Source organism: Jejuia sp. G7-7 (assembly GCF_055808955.1).
Genome location: NZ_JBVVSZ010000002.1, coordinates 102,026 through 121,863, shown reverse-complemented (window position 1 = coordinate 121,863; position 19,838 = coordinate 102,026). Strand labels below are relative to the sequence as shown.

Genomic DNA, 19,838 nt, shown 5'->3' with positions numbered 1-19,838 from the left:
GTTTAAAGTGTTTTAATTAATTCTTTAAAAAGTGTTACCATATCTGGTTCTGCTTTACCTGCCATGGCTATAATTTCTGATATATCAACAGGAGCTAAGTTGTCTGGGTCGCATTCATCTGTTAAAACTGACACCGCAGCTACTTTTAAATTTAAATGGTTTGCGATAATAATTTCTGGAACGGTGCTCATACCCACAGCATCAGCACCCATAATTTTCAACATGCGGTATTCAGCACGAGTTTCTAATTGTGGTCCAACAACACTTACATATACGCCTTCATGTAATTTAATATTGTTTGCTTTAGCGATAGTTTTGAAAGACTGATTGATTTCAGCATCATAAGGTGCGCTCATATCTGTAAAACGTTCTCCTAATTGTTCAACACCTTTAAATGCTAATGGCGAACCTCCTTGAAGGTTAATATGGTCTTCAATTAACATGAGTTCTCCTTTTTGAAATTTAAATTTATTGCTCCCGAGGCATTGGAAACTAGCAAAGTTGTAATGCCTAGTTTTTCCATAACACGAACAGGGTATGTTACATCTTGCAATGTGTAACCTTCATATAAATGAAAACGCCCTTGCATCACAATTACTTTTTTACCAGCAAGTTTCCCGAAAATGAGTTTCCCTTTATGGAATTCAACGGTAGCAGTTGGGAAGTTTGGAATATGATTATAGCTTACTTCTTTTATAATTTCAACATCATTGATAAGTTGTCCTAAACCTGTTCCTAAAATGATACCAATTTTTGGGTTTTCAAAACCCTTGTTTTTAAGATAATCAACAGTTTCTTCTATAAATTTAATCATTTAATTTAATGCTTTATGAGACGATTTGTGTTTACTGCGCCATTAGACGAAGTTTGTAACAAATATACACCAGCTTTTAATGATGATAAATTTAATTCTAATTTTAAAAGTGAAGTTATTTCAGTTTTTAAAACTTCTTTTCCTAAAACATTAAAAACACGAACAGAAACAGGTAATTGTTTGTTGTTTTCAATAGTTACATTGTTTGATGTTGGATTTGGATATATTTTAAAGGCAGCTTTTATATTAGTATCATCTATACTAAGAATATCACAATTAGCATCTGTAAAAGATGTGAAACTCCCAAAATCCCAAAAAGCATCAAACTGAAAACAGTAAAAGAATACCTTGTCATAATCCCTAATATCTTGTCCATTAGGTATTGTAATGTTAAAAGTTTTAGCACCATTTGCTGGAATTACAGGCATACAACCTGTGCAGCTTACTAGACCAAATTCAATACGTGTTAAATCAGCAATTTCAGCATTTTGTAATGCAGCATCCGACATCCCGTTAGAGTTAACTAAATATACTCTTACATCTGGCCCAGCAGCTGTCATAAAATTTGAACCTAAATCTAAAGAAACAGTATTATCGGTATTTAAGGTTACAGTTACATCTCCAGTAACTTCATAAGAACCAACAGTATTGTTGCCGAAATTAGTGGCACTAGCAACACATTGAGATGAGTTAAATTGATAGGTAAATACTAAAAGAAAAGAAAGTAGAATTGTTTTCATCGTAGACTATTATTAGGTGGGTATTTAAAAGTAGTCGTGTTAATGAAGAAAAATTTCATTAATTATTCAGTTGTTTTATTTTTTCTTGAAGTTTTCGATTTGATTTGTAAAACAGGGAGGCTTCTAAATCTTCAAACGTATCAATATCATTTAGAGTTTCTAATGTCTTAAATGAAATGTTATTTTCTTTTAACTGTTGAAGTGTTTCTTGTAATAAACTAGTTTGACTCCATGGTTTGTTTTTAAAAATAAAATCATAGACTTTAGAAAGTCCGATGAGATAGTAGCCACCATCAATTGCTGGTCCAAAAACAGAATCAGAATTATGTAGTGCTTTTAAGCCATTTTCAATGTGAGTCGCATTTATATCTGGTAAATCTGAGCCAATTAAAACAATATGATCGTAACCATCTTCAAAACCTTTAGCAAAAGCATTTTTCATTCTTACTCCAAGGTCTTCTCCTTTCTGAACATATTTTTCAAATCCATTCCATTTGGTTTCTAAAATTGCATCTGAAAAGTAAATGCGTTTATCTGCTTTAACATCTGCTGTTGCTTTTTCGGTAATGTTTACTAATTCACTATAAACCTCAAAAGCACCTTGATTGCCAACAGTTTTGGCAAGTCTAGTCTTAACTTTGCCAAGTTTTATGTTTTTCACAAAAACAATAACGAGTTCTTTACTCATAAACCTTTATACCTTTATTCAACCATTTACTCCATTCTTTTGAGAAGGTATGAACGGAATCTGTTACTTTTTCTTTTGAATTTACAACTTCTAAATCGTTGTTTTTCCATTCAAAAATTCCACCATATAAGTTAAAAACATTGGTGTAGCCCGCTTTTTTAAGTTTTTCGGCAATATCCTCAGAACGAATGCCCAGGGAACAATACACTACTATTTTTGAATCTTTATTAGGTAAGTTATTCTGAATTGAATCTAAGTTGAAAAAATCATAGCCTACACAAATTGCATCTTTTAAATGACTGGTTTTAAATTCTTTTTCCTCACGAGAATCTAACAAAACAAAATTTTCTTTTTGATGTTTAAGTGAATCTACTGAGATATAAGGAATGCTTTCTGTGTTTTGGCGTTTTAACATTTTTTCGAGTTTTTTCTGTGAAAACCCCGAAATTGAAAATCCGATACATAGTAATAAAAAAAGCTGTTTCATAGTCATTCTTTAAGCAACAACACCTTGGCAACTACTTCCGGCACCAGCGGTACAGCCATAACAATGTTGTGAAATTACAATATTTCTGCCTTCTAATAGTTCTTCGTTATATTCAGAGATATGTTTTACTTTACTATTCACAGGTAGTTCTAACATTTGGTTAAAATCACAATCGTATAAATAGCCATCCCAACTTACAGAAAGCGTATTGGTACACATCACGTTTGCTACTGCTGCAGGATTGTAAGCTTCAACCAAAGCATACATATAATCTTCATAATTTTCTGAAGCTATTAAATAATCCAAGAACCTTGAAATTGGTAAATTAGTAATAGCAAATAAATTATGGAATTGAATGTTAAAATCTTCTATTAGTGCCTTTTTGAAGTCTTTTTCCATAGACATTTGGTCTCCGGGTAAAAAAGCTCCAGAGGGGTTGTAAACCAAATCTAAGCGCAAAGCGCTATCTGGCATACCATAACCCACAGCATTTAATTCTTGCAAGGCTTTTATGGACATGTCAAAAACGCCTTCGCCTCTTTGTTTGTCTGTTTTTCCACGTGTCCAATGTGGCATAGAACTTACTACATGTACATTGTGTTTTTTGAAAAAGTCTGGTAAATCGTAATATTTTTTATTAGCTCTAATAATTGTGAGGTTAGAACGGACAATGAAATCTTTAATACCTGCTTTCGCAGCTTCTTCAACAAACCAACGGAAATCTGGATTCATTTCTGGAGCTCCTCCTGTTAAATCTAAGGTGTGAGCACCTGTGTTTTTTATGACTTCTAAACATTGGTGCATGGTGTTGCGAGTCATAATTTCTTTGCGGTCTGGACCAGCATCTACATGACAATGTTCGCATACTTGGTTGCACATGTAACCTACATTTATTTGAAGAATTTCAAGTTTTTTCGCTTTTAACGGAAACTGATTAGTTTCAGCAATTTTAGTTTTAAAGGTTGGTAATTCCCCGTTTTGAAAAATTCCATTAGATAGAATTTCTAACTGCCTATTGCTGTTTGCTAAATCGCTATCGCGTTTATGTAGAGATTGTGTTTTAACTTTCGTCATACTCTTTCTTAGAGGCTATTAATCTTTATAAGTTCTGGACTTGCGTTAGGGATTGAACGGCATGTCTGAGCTCCCGACGTAGGAGGAGCGAGTAGTGAAAGCCCGACCCTTGTGGTAACGCCCAAATATTATCCGTCCAGCTTATTTACCTTATTCATCATTTGTACACCATGTACTAACGTAGCGCCACTTTTTATAGCGGCACCAACGTGAATCGCTTCCATCATTTCTTCTTTTGTAACACCACGTTGTAGCGTATCTTTTGTGTAAGCATCAATACAATAGGGGCATTGCTCGGTATGAGAAACGGCTAAGGCAATTAGCGATTTTTCACGAGCGGTTAAAGCACCTTCTTCAAAAACTTTACCATAATATTCAAAGAATTTATTGCCTAATTCCTCATCCCATTCGGTAATATTTCCAAATTTCCTAAGGTCTGACGGGTCGTAATATGTTTTTTGCATTTCAAAAAATTTATTGTAAAGATAAACAACTAGGTTATTATGTCGAGAAAAACCGAGGGACTTAACAAAAAATTGAGAGTTTAACAATTACTAAAATTTTTCGTAGAAATAGAATTGATATTTTCTAAAACAGGATAGAAAACCAATGCTGAATACCTATCTTTCATCATTCCAATTTTAAAACCGTTAGAGTGTATTATATAGGATATGATTTAGGAAGTTCGTCTGTTAAAGTTGCGATTGTGGATGCTAAAACAGGAACAAATGTAATTACATTAAATGAACCCACTAATGAAATGGAGATTGTAGCGCCCCAACAAAATTGGGCTGAGCAAGATCCAAATGTATGGTGGGATTATATTTGTATAGCCACAAAACGTGCCATGAAGGAAGGAAATATTGATGCTTCTAAAATTGCTGGAATTGGTATTTCATATCAAATGCACGGATTAGTGGTAGTGGATACTGAGGGAGAACCTTTAAGAAACTCCATTATATGGTGTGATAGTCGTGCGGTGGATATAGGGAATACTGCTTTTGAAGCGTTAGGCGAGGAGACTTGCATGACGAAATTACTAAATTCTCCTGGCAATTTTACGGCTTCTAAATTAAAATGGGTGCGCGATAATGAACCCAATATTTATGCTAAAATCCATAAATATATGCTCCCTGGAGATTTTATTGCTTTAAAATTATCGGGAACCATAAATACCACTAAAAATGGCTTATCCGAAGGGATGCTGTGGGATTATAATGAAGATAAAGTAGCCAATTGGCTGTTAGAGCATTATGATATTAATACGGCATTAACGCCAGAGGTTGTCGAGAATTTTACAGAGCAATGTAAAGTGAATTCAGCTGGAGCACAAGCTACAGGATTGCCAGAAGGTATTCCTGTTACCTATAGGGCGGGAGACCAACCAAATAACGCTTTATCTTTAAATGTGTTTAATCATGGAGAAGTAGCTGCAACTGGAGGTACTTCTGGTGTGGTTTATGCGGTTACCAATGTTTTGAAGTCTAAGGAATCTTCAAGAATTAATCATTTTGCGCATGTAAATTATGCTGCTACTAGTAAAACTTTAGGCAAATTGTTGTGTATTAATGGAGCAGGAATTCAATACCGTTGGTTAAAAGATAATTTGGCTTCAGATACTTACGAAGCCATGAATGCCAAAGCAGAGCTTGTTCCTGTAGGTTCAGAAGGCGTTTGCGTGATCCCATTCGGAAATGGTGCAGAGCGTATGTTTAACAATAAAATCATCGGGACACATTTCTCTAATTTAAATTTAAACACGCATAGCGAAGGCCATTTATGTCGTGCGGCTCTGGAAGGTATTGCCTTTTCATTTGTGTATGGAATGGATATTTTAAAAGCCGATAATGCAGAGATTAATGTTATACGAGCTGGAAATGATAATCTGTTCCGCTCAGAGATTTTTTCTAATACCGTAGCAACTTTAATAGGTCATGATATCGAGATTTATAATACCACAGGAGCGGTTGGAGCTGCGAGAGCAGTTGGCTTAACCGATGGCGATTTTAAAACATTTGGCGATAACATCACAGCAAACGATCATGTAATGACGTATAAGCCATTAGGCAACAAAGCACCATACGAAGCAGCATATCAAAATTGGAAAAAACAATTAGAAACAATTTTGAATAATTAAAATTTGGGCGTTACCACAAGGGTCGGGCTTTCACTAGTCGCTCCTCCTGCGTCGGGAGCTCCACATGCCGTTCAATCCCTAACGCGGGTAAAGAACTAGAAAACATTTTGAAGAAACAATAAACTAATTCACAAATCAATATATAGAAAATGGCAATAATAGGAAACAAAGAATACTTTAAAGGTATCAATGAAATTAAGTTTGAAGGCAAGGAGTCTGATAATCCATTAGCATTTAAATATTACAATCCAGACCAAGTGGTTGCAGGGAAAACAATGCGAGAGCATTTAAATTCTCAGTAGCGTATTGGCACACCTTCTGTGGTCAAGGTGCAGACCCTTTCGGTCCTGGAACTCAAAATTTTGAATGGGACCAATCTTCAGATCCAATTCAAGCTGCCAAAGATAAAGCCGATGCCGCTTTTGAGTTTATTACTAAAATGGGATTTGATTATTACTGTTTCCATGATTTCGATTTAATTCAAGAAGCAGCAACGTTTTCAGAATCTGAAAGTAGATTAGCCACCATTACAGATTACTTAAAAGAAAAGCAAGCAGCTTCTGGTGCTAAATTACTTTGGGGAACAGCAAACTGTTTCTCAAATCCACGTTATATGAACGGTGCTTCCACCAATCCAGAGTTTGATGTGGTAGCAAGAGCCGGCGGACAAATAAAATTGGCATTAGACGCTACCATCAAATTAGGCGGAGAAAATTATGTATTTTGGGGTGGTCGTGAAGGTTACATGTCTTTATTAAATACAGATATGGGGCGAGAGTTAGACCACATGGGACAGTTTTTGGGTATGGCAAGAGATTATGCACGCAACCAAGGATTCAAAGGAAATTTCTTTATTGAACCTAAACCAATGGAGCCATCAAAACACCAATACGATTTTGATACAGCTACGGCAATTGGTTTCTTAAAAGAGTATGGTTTAGATAAAGATTTTAAAATCAATATAGAAGTAAATCATGCTACGTTGGCACAACACACCTTTCAACACGAATTAGAAGTTGCAGCAAAGGCAGACATGCTAGGAAGTTTAGATGCTAATCGTGGAGATTATCAAAATGGATGGGATACAGATCAATTCCCAAATAATATTCAAGAAACTACCGAAGCAATGTTAGTATTCCTTAAAGCAGGTGGATTGCAAGGTGGTGGTGTTAATTTTGATGCCAAAATTAGAAGAAACTCAACAGATTTGGATGACGTATTTCACGCGCACATAGGTGGTGCAGATACTTTTGCAAGAGCATTGTTAATTGCTGATAAAATCATGAGTTCTTCTCCATATGAAAAGTTAAGACAAGAACGTTATAGTTCTTTTGATTCTGGGAATGGTAAGGCTTTTGAAGAGGGTAAATTATCAATGGAAGATTTGTATAAAATTGCTCAAGAAAATGGGGAATTGCCTCTAAAAAGTGGAAAACAAGAATTATTTGAAAACATTATTAATCAATACATTTAAAATATGGCACAAAATAAATCATTCATCTATGTAGTAACACTAGTTGCTACATTAGGAGGCTTATTATTTGGTTATGATACAGCTGTAATCTCTGGGGCGGAAAAATCTATTCAAGCATTCTTAATTGATAGTCAGGGGTTAAGTTCCTTTTTACATGGTGTTACAGTATCTTCAGCTTTAATTGGTTGTATTATCGGTGGTGCTATTTCTGGTTTTGTATCTTCAGCTTATGGTAGAAAAAATGCACTTATTATTGCAGGAGTTTTATTTTTATTATCTGCATTAGGTTCAGGAAATCCTGAGTTTTTATTTTTTGAAAAAGGCGAACCATCAATGGGGCTTTTATGGATGTTTAATTTTTATCGTATTGTTGGCGGTATAGGTGTTGGTCTAGCTTCTGCCGTGTGCCCTATGTATATTGGGGAAATTGCACCAGCAAATATTCGTGGTAAATTAGTATCGTTAAATCAGTTTGCTATCATTTTCGGAATGTTGGTTGTGTACTTTGTGAATTGGGGTATTGCAGAAGGGCAAACTATAGAGTGGATTAACGAAATAGGTTGGAGACGTATGTTTTTATCCGAAGCCATTCCTGCTTCTGTTTTCGTTATTCTTATGTTTTTCATGCCGGAATCTCCACGATATTTGGCCTTAAAGCATAAAAATGATAAAGCATTATCCATTTTATCTAAAATAAATGGTTTAGAAAAGGCAAAGCAAATTTTAACCGAAATAAAAAGTACCGTTGAAACTTCTAAAGGGAAATTATTTTCATACGGTAAAATAGTTATAGTAGTTGGTATATTATTATCTGTATTTCAGCAGTTTGTTGGAATTAACGTAGCATTATATTATGCCCCACGTATTTTCGAAAGTATGGGTGCAGCCAAAGATGCATCAATGCTGCAAACTATAATTATGGGTCTTATCAATGTAGTCTTTACGGTAATAGCAATTCTAACTGTAGATAAGTGGGGTAGAAAACCGTTGTTAATTACCGGTTCTATTGGTATGGCTGTAGGTATGATTGCTATTTCTATTTTAGCATTTCAAAATATTATAGGTATATCAACACTTGTATTTATTATCATTTATACAGCATCTTTTATGATGAGTTGGGGGCCTATTTGTTGGGTGTTAATTTCAGAAATATTTCCAAATAAAATTAGAAGCCAGGCTGTTGCTATAGCGGTCGCAGCGCAATGGGGTGCAAATTTCTTTATCTCCTCAACTTATCCGCCAATGATGGAATTCAGTAGTGGAGGTACTTATTTGTTTTATGGTGTTATGAGTATCCTTTCTGCAATATTTGTTTGGAAAATGGTGCCAGAAACAAAAGGTAAAACTTTAGAAGAAATGGAAATGATATGGAGGAAAAATAGTTAGTTAATTACTATAGTTATAGTTCTCAAGAGCTCAGTTCAATATTTCTATTGAACTGAGCTCTTGATTTTTGTTTTGGGTTTTACCAACTTAACTTTGATATGCGTTTTATTCTTTTTTAAATCAAAATGAACAGAAATGACCAATATGACCAGAATTTTATAGTAAAAACTAAAAAAAGGTTCATTTGTTATTTAAAAATAGATATTTGAAATAGTGTAACTTAGAGACTTATATTAATTTTAGTATCTAAGTAACCTTAAATTTTACTAATAAAACTAAGTCTCAAAATGGGTTTATCTAAAATTAACCTTGAAAGATTTATGAAGCAAACACTAAAAATTGTTATCCTGATTAGTTTGGTTTTATTAGCCTTGGTGCTAACACCAATAAATTTAAGTAAAGATGATAGTTTTTTGATGTTTTTAGGAAGGCTGCACCCTTTAATTTTGCATCTTCCTATTGGTGCTTTAATCGTGCTGTTTTTTATGGAAATAGCTAATAAATTTAAGCCCAAACTTAATTTGGAAACAGCCTGTAAGTTCATACTTTGGTTTTCAGTTATTAGCATTATTCCTGCCTTGTTTGCTGGATTTTTGCTTGCTTCAAGCGGAAACTATAATGAAATTACACTAAGTAATCATAAATGGCTAGGATGGTTTACAGCTTTAACTTGTGTTTGGTTAATAGTTTTAAAACAAAAAAAATCATTAAGAAAATCATATAATATTTTTTTAGTGATAACTATAATTTTGTTATCACTAACAGGGCATTTTGGAGGTTCTTTAACTCATGGCTCAAATTATCTTACTAAACATATGCCTAATGGTTTAAAAACAGTTTTGGGTATAGATGATGATTCTAAAAGCTATGTAGCTATTAATAATGGTGTTTCTGATACAACTTCTGTAGAATATGTTAAGTTTTTAAATGAGGTTAGGCCAATTATGAAAAAGTATTGTTATGAATGTCATGGTACAGACAAACAGAAAGGAGATGTACGTTTGGATGTATTGCATTGGGACATGGTTAATAGCCCTGATGCCGAAAAGTGGCATGCAGCATTAGATATGATAAATTCTGGAGAAATGCCGCCTGAAGATAAACCACAATTAAAGAAGGCTGAACGAACAGCTTTGGTAGATTGGATGACTAAAAATTTAGAGGTTGCAGCAGAAGCTAAACAAAGCGAAAATATAAAAGTAATGCGTCGCTTAACTAAAGCGCAGTACACAAATTCTTTAAAGCAGTTATTAGGAGTGTCGGTTAATTTTGGGGATGTATTACCCGATGATGGGAAGTCTAAAATGGGATTTAGTAATAATGGTAATGTATTGCAAACCTCTGCATTACATATTGATTATTATCAGAAAATAGCAAGGGAAGCTTTAGATAAAGCAATAGTAGAAGGAGGAAAACCTTTAGCTAAAAGATATAAAATCACATTTGGGTTAGATATTGATGAAAAAGAAATGGGTTCTGAATATGGTGGTTATCAAACAGCTCCTATAAAATCTAAAGATTTTACTGTTGAGGTACTAGACGCAAAAGGCTATTCTATAACAGGAAATAGCAAGCAGGAAAAAGATACTTTAAGGGCTATTAAGTCCAAAATTGGTATAGGAATGAGAGGCTCTAGCAGTAATAGGTATGCTGTTGTTGAGGAAGGGCTTTTATTAAATTCAGCATTACCTGCTCAAGAAAAAGCACCTAAATCTTGGCAAGGGCCATCCCCAAATATGAAGTTGTTGATTAAAGAAGATTTTCCTAGGGAAGGTGATTTTGTGTTTCGAGTTGAAGCATCAAAAGGGTATTATTCTCAGTCTAATGAGCGGCTTATCGATTTAAGAAAAAAGGAACCAGCTCCAAAATCAAAAGAAGCAATATATATATCGGCTAAAGATATTCCTGAGAACCCCAAATTTATCCTTAAAAATAAGCGTTGGCTATTACCAAAAAATGTTGCACAGTTTGTTCAAACTAAGTTTAGTTACATAGTGCCAAAAGCAGGTATTTATCAAGTAGATTTAATACATCCATATGTTTCTGAAGATGCAATGCCTTCTTATAGACTAAGTATTATAGGTGGGGAAAATAGAGTAAGTGAGCGCTTATATATGGATGAAAGTTTGAGAAATTCAAAACAGATAATAACGCCAGTTACCATGGTATATTTGAAAAAAGGTAAGCATACAGGAGTAATTGGAGGGAAGTTTTTTGTTGGGTTTAGTGATATTGTGCTAACACCATTGCCAGAAAACGACCAGCTTCCAAAAATATTAGAGGAAGAGGCGAAGAAAAACATTAAAAAGTACGCGTCTATAAATCCATCATTACAGGTTTTTGCAGGGACACGTACTGACGATGGAATGGATTATAAAACCTTTGAAAAACCTGTCGAAATAAACGCACCTTTAGGAGATTCTCGAATTTTTGAATTTAAAGGACGACTAGAAAATTTACCAATTCCCTTAGCTAATGGTCAAGTAAGTGGTGACTTGGCAAATATGATGACTATAGGACTTTGGAATAATTATCTTGTAAAATCTAATAGTGAAAGTGGTCCGCCTTTACTCATTAAATCTGTAGAGTTTGAAGCGCCTTACCATCCTGTATGGCCTCCCAAAAGTCATACTGAAATATTTTTTGATTCTCCTAATAAACACAATGAGGAAGTTTATACTGTTGAAGTTTTAACTAATTTTATAGAATGTGCTTTTAGAAGAAAACTGAATAAAGGCGAATTAGATAGATATCTAAATTTTTGGAAAAGTATAAAAGGAGACTACATTAGGTATGAAGATGGTGTTAAAGAGGTGTTAGTTGCTGTATTATGTTCGCCTAATTTTCTTTATTTGTTTGAACCGGAAACACCCGAAGATGAAAATGCCAAAGATGAATTTTATCTAGCGTCTCAATTATCCTATTTTTTGTGGAATGCACCTCCTGATGAAACTCTAAATCACTTAGCTTTAGAAGGAGATTTATATGATGAATTGCCTGAGCAAATTAATAGGATGGTAAATGATTCTAAAATATCACAAATGATTCAATCTTTTACTTATGAATGGTTACGATTAGATAGGCAGAAAAATATTGATACAGATATAAATGTTTACAAAGATTACACACGATTTGTTAAAGAAGATATGCGTTTAGAAACCTATAGTTTTATAGATTACGTATTAAAAAACAACTTAAGTATACTCAATTTTATTGATTCTGATTTTGCAATGTTGAATCAAAATTTAGCCGAATTTTATGGAATAGATAGTGTACAAGGAAATGCGTTTAGACCAGTAAAATTAGCCTCAACTATGAATCGTGGAGGCTTACTATCACAAGGTGCTTTTTTAAATGGGCATTCTGATGGTATTCAGGCGCATCCAATAAAACGTGCTGTTTGGTTAAAAGAAAAATTCCTTGGAGAAACTTCGCCGCCACCACCGCCAAATGTGCCAGAATTAGATCCTGAAACACCTGGTTTTGAAGATTTGACTTTAAAAGAACAATTGTTTTTACATCGTAATAAAGAATCTTGTTTAGAATGTCACCGAAAAATAGACCCATATGGCGTGGTTTTTGAAAATTATGATGCCGTAGGTAGATATCAAATAAAGGCAAAAGGGAAACCAATTGACACGAAATCAATATTACCAGATGGTACTGAGGTTGAGGGTGTGCAAGGAATCAAGGATTACATTTTGAAGATAAAAAGCGAAGAATTTACTAAAGCACTTGTAGAGCATCTTTATGCATATGCATTGGGCAGAGATATTGGTTTTGCAGATCAAAAAGAAATTGACGAAATTGTGGAAGCTGTTATAGAAGATGAGTTTCGTTTTCAAACTGTGATTGAGCAGATAGTTTTAAGCGAATCATTTTATAAGAAAGAACAAAGTTGGTTTAATAAAATATTTGGATAATGAGCAAGAAACCCTGGCATTTAGACCGCAGAACTTTTTTGAAGGGATTAGGAGTGGCATGTATGTTGCCATATATGGAAGGTATGGCGATGAATAGTGTTTCAAAGTTTCTTGAAACAAAACCTGCAAAGCGACTTTGTTTTTTATATTTCCCTAATGGTGTTGGCTTACCACCAAAGGAAAGCATATATCATAACGATTGGAATTGGTTTCCTAAAGGCGAAGGTGTCAATTATAAGTTTACAAAATCTTTAGCTCCATTAGAATCTTACAGAAACGATATTTCTATCATGGGAGGGTTAAGTCATCCATACAGTCGTCAAGTATTAGGGCATATTGCAGGAGACACTTGGTTAACGGGAGGCGATTTACGTGGCGAATACAAAAATAGTATTTCAGTAGATCAAGTTGCAGCTCAAAAATTAAGACATTATACACGTTTTCCTTCTCTATCATTATCAACTGATGGAGGTGTAGGCTATAAATCAAGAGTGTCTACGTTATCATTCAATGCTTCAGGAAGACCTATTCCTTCAGAGTCACGTCAAAGAGAAATTTTTGAACGTTACTTTTCGCCTTCTAGGGGAGGAACTTCTAATGACCGAAGAAAAACACTAGCTCAAGGAAAAAAAATTGTAGATTTAATATTAGAGGATAGTAAAAATCTTCAAAGCCGTTTAGGTGCAAATGATAAAGAAAAGCTTGATGAGTATTTAACATCATTAAATCAGGTTGAAGAACAGGTAAAACGAAATGAAAAATGGTTAGATATTCCTATGAAGGAATTTGATGTCAGTTTATTAAATTTAGATGTTGAAGCCACAGCTGATCCTCAATCTTATGTGCGTTCTATGATGGATTTAATGGTTTTAGGTTTTCAGACTGATGCCACAAGAGTCATAAGTTATATGATGGCACGTGAAGATGGAATGGGCTTTGGAGATAACTTTCCAAGGCTGGCTTTAGGTTTAAAACCACATCATGGTATGTCTCATGATAAAAGTCGAGGCCATTGGAAAGACTGGGGGCGTTACGACCAATGGTTGTCAAAACAATTCGCATATTTTATTGATAAAATGAAAAATACAAGAGATGAACATGGTTCACTTTTAGATAATACGCTTATTCTTTATGGTAGTGCATGTAGTTCAACACATAATGCTAGAAACTGTCCGCTTATATTAGCTGGTGGTTCTAAATTAGGAGCAGAGCATGGTACATATACTAAGTTTAATGAGAAGGAAGTACCACTATCTAATTTGTTTGTAAACATGTTAAATGCTGTTGATATTAAAACAGAAAGTTTTTCAGATAGTACAGGTAAATTGCCCGCAATATTATCATAAAAGATTATTAAATATTAATTAAACTATTGTATTTAGTAGAATACAGTATGAATTAAAACTAAACCAAACTATCTAAATAAACACGTATGAGTAATCAAAAAAAGCCCCAATTGTAAGTAAGGAATTATTAATTCCATTTATAGTTATAACCTCTTTATTTGCCCTTTGGGGGTTTGCCAATGATGTTACCAATCCTATGGTTACAGCGTTTAAAACAGTAATGCCAGAATTAAGTTGGTTTCAGGCATATTTGGTGCAATTTGCGTTTTATTTTGGATATGGGTGTATGGCTATTCCTGCTGCATTATTTATAAGAAAATATAGTTATAAGTCTGGAATTATATTAGGATTGGTGTTATACGCTGCTGGTGCTTTTTTGTTTTACCCAGCATCAAACTTTGAGAATTTCAACTTCTTTTTACTATCACTTTATGTGATTACTTGCGGATTATCATTATTAGAAACTACTGCTAATCCTTTGATTTTATCATTGGGTGCTAAAGAAACTGCAACGCAACGTTTAAATTTAGCTCAAGCTTTTAATCCAATAGGATCGTTAACAGGAATGTTAGTTGCACAATTTGTAGTTTTAAGTGCATTACAATCTGATGACAAAAATGCAGAAGGAACGCTTCTTTTCGATTCGCTTTCAGATACTGCAAAAGCAACTATTAGAACATCAGATTTAGAAATAATTAGTTTACCATATCTTGGAATTGGTGTTGTAGTTTTAGTAGTACTAGCAATTGTTGTTGCTACAAAAATACCAAAAATTCAGGATGAAGTTAAAATTACGTTTGGCGAATCAATTTCTAAAATATTTGCAAAAAAAGCATTCTTTCCTGGAGTGTTAACCCAAATGACTTATGTTGGAGCTCAAATTATGTGTTGGACTGCAATTTATCAGTACGTGTCTTTTTTGAATGAATCTAGACCAGTTGGAGATCAATTAAATGCTACCTATTGGAACATGACGGCAATGATAATTTTCTTAGCAGGTCGTTTTGTTGGTACTGCGTTAATGACAAAATTAAAAGCACCAAAACTGTTGTTCTTTTATGGAATTATGTCTGTATTATGTTGTGCAGGTGCTATTTTAATGCCAGGGATTCCTGGGTTAGTTTCTCTAGTCTGTATTTCATTATTCATGTCTATTAACTTTCCAACAATTTATGGTATTGCATTAAAAGATATGGATGGAGAAGCCAAAGTAGGGTCAGCATTTTTAGTAATGGCTATTGTAGGAGGCGCTATTTTTCCACCAATTCAAGGACTTATTATTGATATAGGCGGACCAGATTTGGCGGATACATTAATTATGGGAATTCCAGAGGTTAAATTCTCTTTTATTATGCCAATGATTTGTTTGATTCCAGTTATTTATTATGGTTATACGAATTCAAGGTCTGCTTAGATTTAAAATATATGAAGCTTCATTTTAATCTATTGATAGGTTATGCCTTATTGTTTCTCATTTTTACGTCATGTAATAATGACAAAAATTCTATTACAATGGTTTCAGATAGCCAAAACCAATGGCCAATGTCTGGAGGACCAGATGGAAGTTGGAAAGTAGATACTGATTTATCAGTTCCAACAAAATGGTCGGTAAGAACAGGAGAACACATCAAATGGAAAAAGAGTTGCCCGAAGGTGGTCAAAGTGGCATCGCGGTTTGGGGAAATAAGTTGTTTTTAACGATAAACCCTCCAAATGATAACCCTAAGCATTCTGAAGTTTTGAAGCAATACTATGTAACAAAAACTAATTATGACAAAGCGTTTTATTCTGAAGAACAACGATTAAATCAAAAGAATAATACAGAATACGTAAAACTTAAGAAGGCTTTAAAAGTACATGAAGAAGAGTGGCAAGATCTGTTAGCGAAGAACAATTATTATCAAAAGGCTTCAGAATTAGAAAGGCCTAATATTACTAAAAACCTGATGCGAAAGGATGAATTTGGTAAAATATATAGCAAAACACTAAATGAATTCAAAAGCTATGTACATGAGAATTCAGAATGGTTAAGTAAGTTGAATAAGGAATTAATTACTTTAGAAAAAGCTAAAAGCGGAGGCGCTACTAGCAAGGATATTGTAATAATTTGTCTAAATTCTGATACTGGAGAAACGCTCTGGAAACAAACCGTAAAAGGTACTATTTCTAGCCAATATAATTATGGCTTTAGTGATGCTACAACTCCATGTCCAATAACTGATGGTAAAAATGTTTGGGCAATTAATGCTAGTGGTGGAATGGCGTGTTTTACTATGGAAGGAAATTTGGTTTGGGAGCGTACTTGGATGCCTAGTACTGCTGGAAAACCATTCAATAAACAATTTGATTCGGTGCTTTATGACGACTTAATTTTAAATACTGAACCGCCAGTTGAAGGCGATACAAAACGACATCAAGATTGGAATTATCTTCATGCATTTAATAAAAGCACAGGAAAACGTAAATGGGTTACAGAAGAAGCTTTAACTCATTATAATACACCGGTTTTGGGTAAAACATTTGAAGGTAAACCAGCAATGCTAATTGGTCGCGGCGGCCCTCATGAAGTTCCAGAACGTCCAGTTGGATTGAGTTTAATCAGTTTAGAACAAGAACATCATGGTAAATCTATTTGGAATTGGGAGCCAAAAGAAGCAAATAAAATTTCTGGTTGGGGAGCATTAAGTACGCAACATTGGGATACAGAAAAAGCGTCTTGGTTTTATAAAGGCGATGAGCATCTAATTATAGATACTAAAACAGGAACTCTGATTTCTAAACAAAAATTAAATACTGTAGAACAATATAATTTTAATGTTGATACCAATTCATATGTGTTGAGCTCTGAGGTAGAATTGAAACACCACCAAAATCAACGACATTGTAATATGTCTTCGGGCGATTATTTGTTTTATATGGTACGTTATAAGCCATATATAGCAAGGCATAATATAAAAACTGGAAAGAACGAACACTTAGAAATACCAACTGAAATAGACAAAAATGGTAATTATCTATGGAAAACGAAAGAGCATAACGATGGTTTAAATTCTCAAGGTCAATTAAATGCTTTTGATGCTAGGACTAGGGGAGACGGATTTCAAAAGTGCTTCTTAGGTTCTCCTACTATGGTAAATAATTACATATATTTTACAAACGCTTTAGGGCTTGTTTACGTTATTGATGCTAACGTAGATAAGTTTGATGAATCAGTATTAATAGCAGTTAACGATTTGGGGGAACGAGGACAAACTTGGAGTGTAAATTCATTAAGTTATGCGAATGGAAAAATTTACCATCGTACAATGAAAGAACTTATTTGTATTGGAGATTAAGTATGAGTTTAGAATAAATTTTATTGTTAAGCTCTAGTATCTTTAAAAAATAGAATACCCAAACATTAAGGTTAGAGAGTTGTATTTAGAGTCGAAAACTGCATTCTCATCAATTAAATCTCTTGGAGTTTGATAATTTAATTCTAAACTGAATTTATCTCGAAACTTGTAACCAAGTCCAATACCAAAATTTGTTGATGTAGATATTGTTGCCTCATCAGGTTGGATTTCTATTGAGGAATTAACAGTTTTGTTTAATACTATTGCAGCATTGAAGAAAAATTTAGAATTTCCTTTAAAAGAAAAGTAATATCTCGCTCCTATGGGAATCTCTAATGAAGAATAGTTAATTCTGTATGTTCTTAACCCTTCGTCTATAACAACTTGACCATTAATAAAATCCGCTGCTCGAATCTCTTTACTTGTTTCAAATTCTGATGACTGATAAAGTACTTTTAAAAAACAGGCTAATCTATTTTGTGTTGATAAGATGATGAATTCTGATTCAATAGCAAACTTTACATTAGTATCATTAAAATCTAAATCACCATACCTTTTCATTGAATTAGGGTGTACAAATGATGACGCGAAATTTAAACCTGCCTGTAAACTTAGATTAAAAAAATCTCCTTTTGATTTTTTTCTAAAAGAGAAAAATCTTCATTTCTAGATGTGTTGTATTTTAAAAATAAATTGGTTAATTCTTTTTTGTCATAATCAACATTAGATATGACATTTTTAGTTGTTGAATCAGAGGTCAAATCATTAATCAATTGTTGTTTGTAATCTGAGTTGGTTGCTATTTTTTCATCTTTGTTGAGATATGTTTTGTAAACTAGTGGTTTAATTTCGATATTATTTATAGAATAAAAAAACAGCTTAGTATTTGAATTTTGATATGAGTATAGACTAGCTTTACCTAAAATTAAAATTTTTAAGAATACTTGTTTTTCTTCAAATAATGGAGAGCGAGAATCACTTAATCTATCTATTTTATTGCTTGAAACATCAATTTTGACTGTTTTTCTTATATAAGAACCTTGCCCGTTGCTAAGACTAAACTCCTTTACTTGGTTTATGGATTTTATTGAAATTTTTGAATCTTCAGACAATTTTATTTCAAAACTCTCAGGGTTGTTACCCCAATCATAATTCTTAATTAAACAATTAATTTTTTTATTGGAGTTATTGATATAATAGCCTTTTTCGAATAAAACTTGACCTGAGGAGTTCAATCCTAATACAATTAATACTATAAATAGTAGTTTTGTTTTCATTTTAAATTATTTTAGGAAATATACTACTTATTTATTATTAGACAAGAGAGTTGATTTCTTATTTAAAGAAATACAGAAGTTAATTTTTGTTGAAACTGATGATAATTTATAATCTAATCGATTAAAATTGTTTAGTGCTTTCACGTTCAATCAAACTTGTCTTCACAACCTTAGTCCTAAAAGGCTTGTTTTGATCTTCATTTTCAATACGATTAATGAGTATGCTGGCGGCAGTTTCTCCAATATGTTTTCCATGTTGGCTAATGGCTGTAATAGAAGGTGTTATGTGTTGCAACATTTTGCCGTTGGTAAAACATGCAATGGACATTTCTTCTGGAATTTTATACTGCATATGTTTTACAATCTGTAAAGCGTTAACAGCTGAACTTTCTTCTAAACATAGTAAACCATCAATGGTTTTGTCAGCAAGTACTATTTTTAAAGCGGTATCAAAGTCTTCATACTTGCCAATGCGAACAATTAGTTTTTCTTCAATGGGAATATTGTTTTCTTGTAAGGCTTTCTTATAGCCTTCTACGCGTAATTTACCAACACTTAAATTATCAATTACTGAAATTAGTGCTATACGTTTGCATCCTGTTTTTATGAGATGATTTGTAGTTTGAAATGCACCTTCTAAATCATTTACAATTACCTTATCGCAGTCAATCTCATCAGAAACACGGTCAAACATTACAACAGGCAAACCCTCGTTAATGGTATTTTTCAAATGTGCGTAGTTTTGTTTTATTTGAGTTTCTTCAGCTAATGAAATAATAATACCATCTAAAGTGTCGCTTTTTAAAAGCTCTAAGGTCTTTACTTCTTTTTCATAAGATTCATTAGATATACAAGAAATTAAATGATAGCCTTGTTGCGTAGCTTTTGCTTCAATACCAACAAATACTTTTGCGAAAAAACTATTCATAATATTTGGAATAATTACGCCAATAGTTTTTTTCTTTTTGTGTAATAAACTAAGATCTATACTCTTAGATTTATAATTGTTTTCTCTGGCGTAGGCTACAATTTTCTCTTTAGTGGATGTGCTAATTTCATAACTATCACTAAGCGCTTTTGATACGGTGGCAATGGAAACTCCAAAGGTATTGGCGATATGTTTCAATGTGATGCGTTTAGCCATGCGTAAGTGTTAG

The 19,838-nt window shown here is 33.5% G+C and carries 15 protein-coding genes and 2 pseudogenes; 8 read left to right on the top strand and 9 right to left on the bottom strand.

Features of this window, described 5'->3' with window-relative positions:
- Positions 1-2 precede the first annotated feature (2 nt).
- The 6 genes and pseudogenes from AC0L5U_RS10580 to AC0L5U_RS10555 all read right to left on the bottom strand — a co-directional run bounded on the left by AC0L5U_RS10580 (position 3) and on the right by AC0L5U_RS10555 (position 4,267).
- A pseudogene (locus tag AC0L5U_RS10580) lies at positions 3-814 on the bottom strand (purine-nucleoside phosphorylase).
- Between the two features lie 5 nt (positions 815-819).
- Positions 820-1,554: a T9SS type A sorting domain-containing protein gene (locus AC0L5U_RS10575; protein ID WP_473416388.1), complete on the bottom strand. Its 735-nt coding sequence runs from the start codon at positions 1,552-1,554 to the stop codon at positions 820-822.
- 58 nt (positions 1,555-1,612) lie between these two features.
- Positions 1,613-2,242: a TIGR04282 family arsenosugar biosynthesis glycosyltransferase gene (locus tag AC0L5U_RS10570; protein ID WP_473416387.1), complete on the bottom strand. Its 630-nt coding sequence runs from the start codon at positions 2,240-2,242 to the stop codon at positions 1,613-1,615.
- Positions 2,235-2,657 carry a rhodanese-like domain-containing protein gene (locus tag AC0L5U_RS10565; protein ID WP_473416386.1) on the bottom strand — a complete coding sequence of 141 codons (423 nt, stop codon included), beginning with the start codon at positions 2,655-2,657 and terminating at the stop codon, positions 2,235-2,237. Before AC0L5U_RS10565 ends, AC0L5U_RS10570 begins: the two co-directional genes overlap by 8 nt.
- An 81-nt stretch (positions 2,658-2,738) precedes the next feature.
- Positions 2,739-3,803 (bottom strand): arsenosugar biosynthesis radical SAM (seleno)protein ArsS, encoded by a 1,065-nt coding sequence (arsS, locus tag AC0L5U_RS10560; RefSeq protein WP_473416385.1) that lies wholly within the window; start codon positions 3,801-3,803, stop codon positions 2,739-2,741.
- A 128-nt stretch (positions 3,804-3,931) separates the two neighbouring features.
- On the bottom strand, positions 3,932-4,267 hold the full coding sequence (locus tag AC0L5U_RS10555) for an arsenosugar biosynthesis-associated peroxidase-like protein (protein WP_473416384.1): 336 nt from the start codon (positions 4,265-4,267) through the stop codon (positions 3,932-3,934).
- Between the two features lie 191 nt (positions 4,268-4,458).
- Between AC0L5U_RS10555 and AC0L5U_RS10550 the strand changes: the two genes are divergently transcribed.
- From AC0L5U_RS10550 to AC0L5U_RS10515, 8 genes and pseudogenes are all read left to right on the top strand, one after another.
- The gene (locus AC0L5U_RS10550; RefSeq protein WP_473416383.1) at positions 4,459-5,940 is read left to right on the top strand and encodes a xylulokinase; all 1,482 of its coding nucleotides are present in this window, start codon (positions 4,459-4,461) and stop codon (positions 5,938-5,940) included.
- A gap of 149 nt (positions 5,941-6,089) precedes the next feature.
- Positions 6,090-7,414, top strand: a pseudogene (gene xylA / locus AC0L5U_RS10545) (xylose isomerase).
- A 3-nt stretch (positions 7,415-7,417) separates the two neighbouring features.
- A complete protein-coding gene (gene xylE / locus AC0L5U_RS10540) occupies positions 7,418-8,800 on the top strand; it encodes a D-xylose transporter XylE (protein ID WP_473416382.1) in 1,383 nt (460 codons plus the stop codon).
- Between the two features lie 320 nt (positions 8,801-9,120).
- Positions 9,121-12,723 carry a DUF1592 domain-containing protein gene (locus tag AC0L5U_RS10535; RefSeq protein ID WP_473416381.1) on the top strand — a complete coding sequence of 1,201 codons (3,603 nt, stop codon included), beginning with the start codon at positions 9,121-9,123 and terminating at the stop codon, positions 12,721-12,723.
- Positions 12,723-14,069, top strand: coding sequence for a DUF1552 domain-containing protein (locus AC0L5U_RS10530; RefSeq protein WP_473416380.1), 1,347 nt, complete (start codon positions 12,723-12,725; stop codon positions 14,067-14,069). The genes AC0L5U_RS10535 and AC0L5U_RS10530 overlap by 1 nt, the downstream gene beginning before the upstream one ends.
- A 109-nt stretch (positions 14,070-14,178) precedes the next feature.
- Positions 14,179-15,483 carry an L-fucose:H+ symporter permease gene (gene fucP / locus AC0L5U_RS10525; RefSeq protein WP_473418267.1) on the top strand — a complete coding sequence of 435 codons (1,305 nt, stop codon included), beginning with the start codon at positions 14,179-14,181 and terminating at the stop codon, positions 15,481-15,483.
- Between the two features lie 11 nt (positions 15,484-15,494).
- Entirely contained in the window at positions 15,495-15,767 is a 273-nt protein-coding gene (locus tag AC0L5U_RS10520) for a hypothetical protein (RefSeq protein ID WP_473416379.1), read from the top strand.
- Positions 15,701-17,404 (top strand): outer membrane protein assembly factor BamB family protein, encoded by a 1,704-nt coding sequence (locus AC0L5U_RS10515; RefSeq protein ID WP_473416378.1) that lies wholly within the window; start codon positions 15,701-15,703, stop codon positions 17,402-17,404. The genes AC0L5U_RS10520 and AC0L5U_RS10515 overlap by 67 nt, the downstream gene beginning before the upstream one ends.
- Before the next feature lie 42 nt (positions 17,405-17,446).
- Here AC0L5U_RS10515 and AC0L5U_RS10510 read toward each other — a convergent pair whose 3' ends face one another.
- The 3 genes from AC0L5U_RS10510 to AC0L5U_RS10500 form a co-directional block, all read right to left on the bottom strand.
- Positions 17,447-17,965, bottom strand: coding sequence for a porin family protein (locus AC0L5U_RS10510; RefSeq protein WP_473416377.1), 519 nt, complete (start codon positions 17,963-17,965; stop codon positions 17,447-17,449).
- Between the two features lie 50 nt (positions 17,966-18,015).
- On the bottom strand, positions 18,016-18,681 hold the full coding sequence (locus AC0L5U_RS10505) for a hypothetical protein (protein WP_473416376.1): 666 nt from the start codon (positions 18,679-18,681) through the stop codon (positions 18,016-18,018).
- Positions 18,682-18,802: 121 nt separating this feature from the next.
- Complete coding sequence (locus AC0L5U_RS10500) at positions 18,803-19,825, bottom strand: LacI family DNA-binding transcriptional regulator (RefSeq protein ID WP_473416375.1); 1,023 nt, start codon at positions 19,823-19,825, stop codon at positions 18,803-18,805.
- Between the last annotated feature and the right edge of the window lie 13 nt (positions 19,826-19,838).

Bases quoted from the DNA above. Each gene is read 5' to 3' on its own strand.
- AC0L5U_RS10575 (WP_473416388.1), bottom strand. From the start codon at position 1,554: ATGAAAACAATTCTACTTTCTTTTCTTTTAGTATTTACCTATCAATTT.
- AC0L5U_RS10570 (WP_473416387.1), bottom strand. From the start codon at position 2,242: ATGAGTAAAGAACTCGTTATTGTTTTTGTGAAAAACATAAAACTTGGC.
- AC0L5U_RS10565 (WP_473416386.1), bottom strand. From the start codon at position 2,657: ATGTTAAAACGCCAAAACACAGAAAGCATTCCTTATATCTCAGTAGAT.
- arsS (WP_473416385.1), bottom strand. From the start codon at position 3,803: ATGACGAAAGTTAAAACACAATCTCTACATAAACGCGATAGCGATTTA.
- AC0L5U_RS10555 (WP_473416384.1), bottom strand. From the start codon at position 4,267: ATGCAAAAAACATATTACGACCCGTCAGACCTTAGGAAATTTGGAAAT.
- xylE (WP_473416382.1), top strand. From the start codon at position 7,418: ATGGCACAAAATAAATCATTCATCTATGTAGTAACACTAGTTGCTACA.
- AC0L5U_RS10535 (WP_473416381.1), top strand. From the start codon at position 9,121: ATGAAGCAAACACTAAAAATTGTTATCCTGATTAGTTTGGTTTTATTA.
- AC0L5U_RS10530 (WP_473416380.1), top strand. From the start codon at position 12,723: ATGAGCAAGAAACCCTGGCATTTAGACCGCAGAACTTTTTTGAAGGGA.
- AC0L5U_RS10520 (WP_473416379.1), top strand. From the start codon at position 15,495: ATGAAGCTTCATTTTAATCTATTGATAGGTTATGCCTTATTGTTTCTC.
- AC0L5U_RS10515 (WP_473416378.1), top strand. From the start codon at position 15,701: ATGGAAAAAGAGTTGCCCGAAGGTGGTCAAAGTGGCATCGCGGTTTGG.
- AC0L5U_RS10510 (WP_473416377.1), bottom strand. From the start codon at position 17,965: ATGAAAAGGTATGGTGATTTAGATTTTAATGATACTAATGTAAAGTTT.
- AC0L5U_RS10505 (WP_473416376.1), bottom strand. From the start codon at position 18,681: ATGAAAACAAAACTACTATTTATAGTATTAATTGTATTAGGATTGAAC.
- AC0L5U_RS10500 (WP_473416375.1), bottom strand. From the start codon at position 19,825: ATGGCTAAACGCATCACATTGAAACATATCGCCAATACCTTTGGAGTT.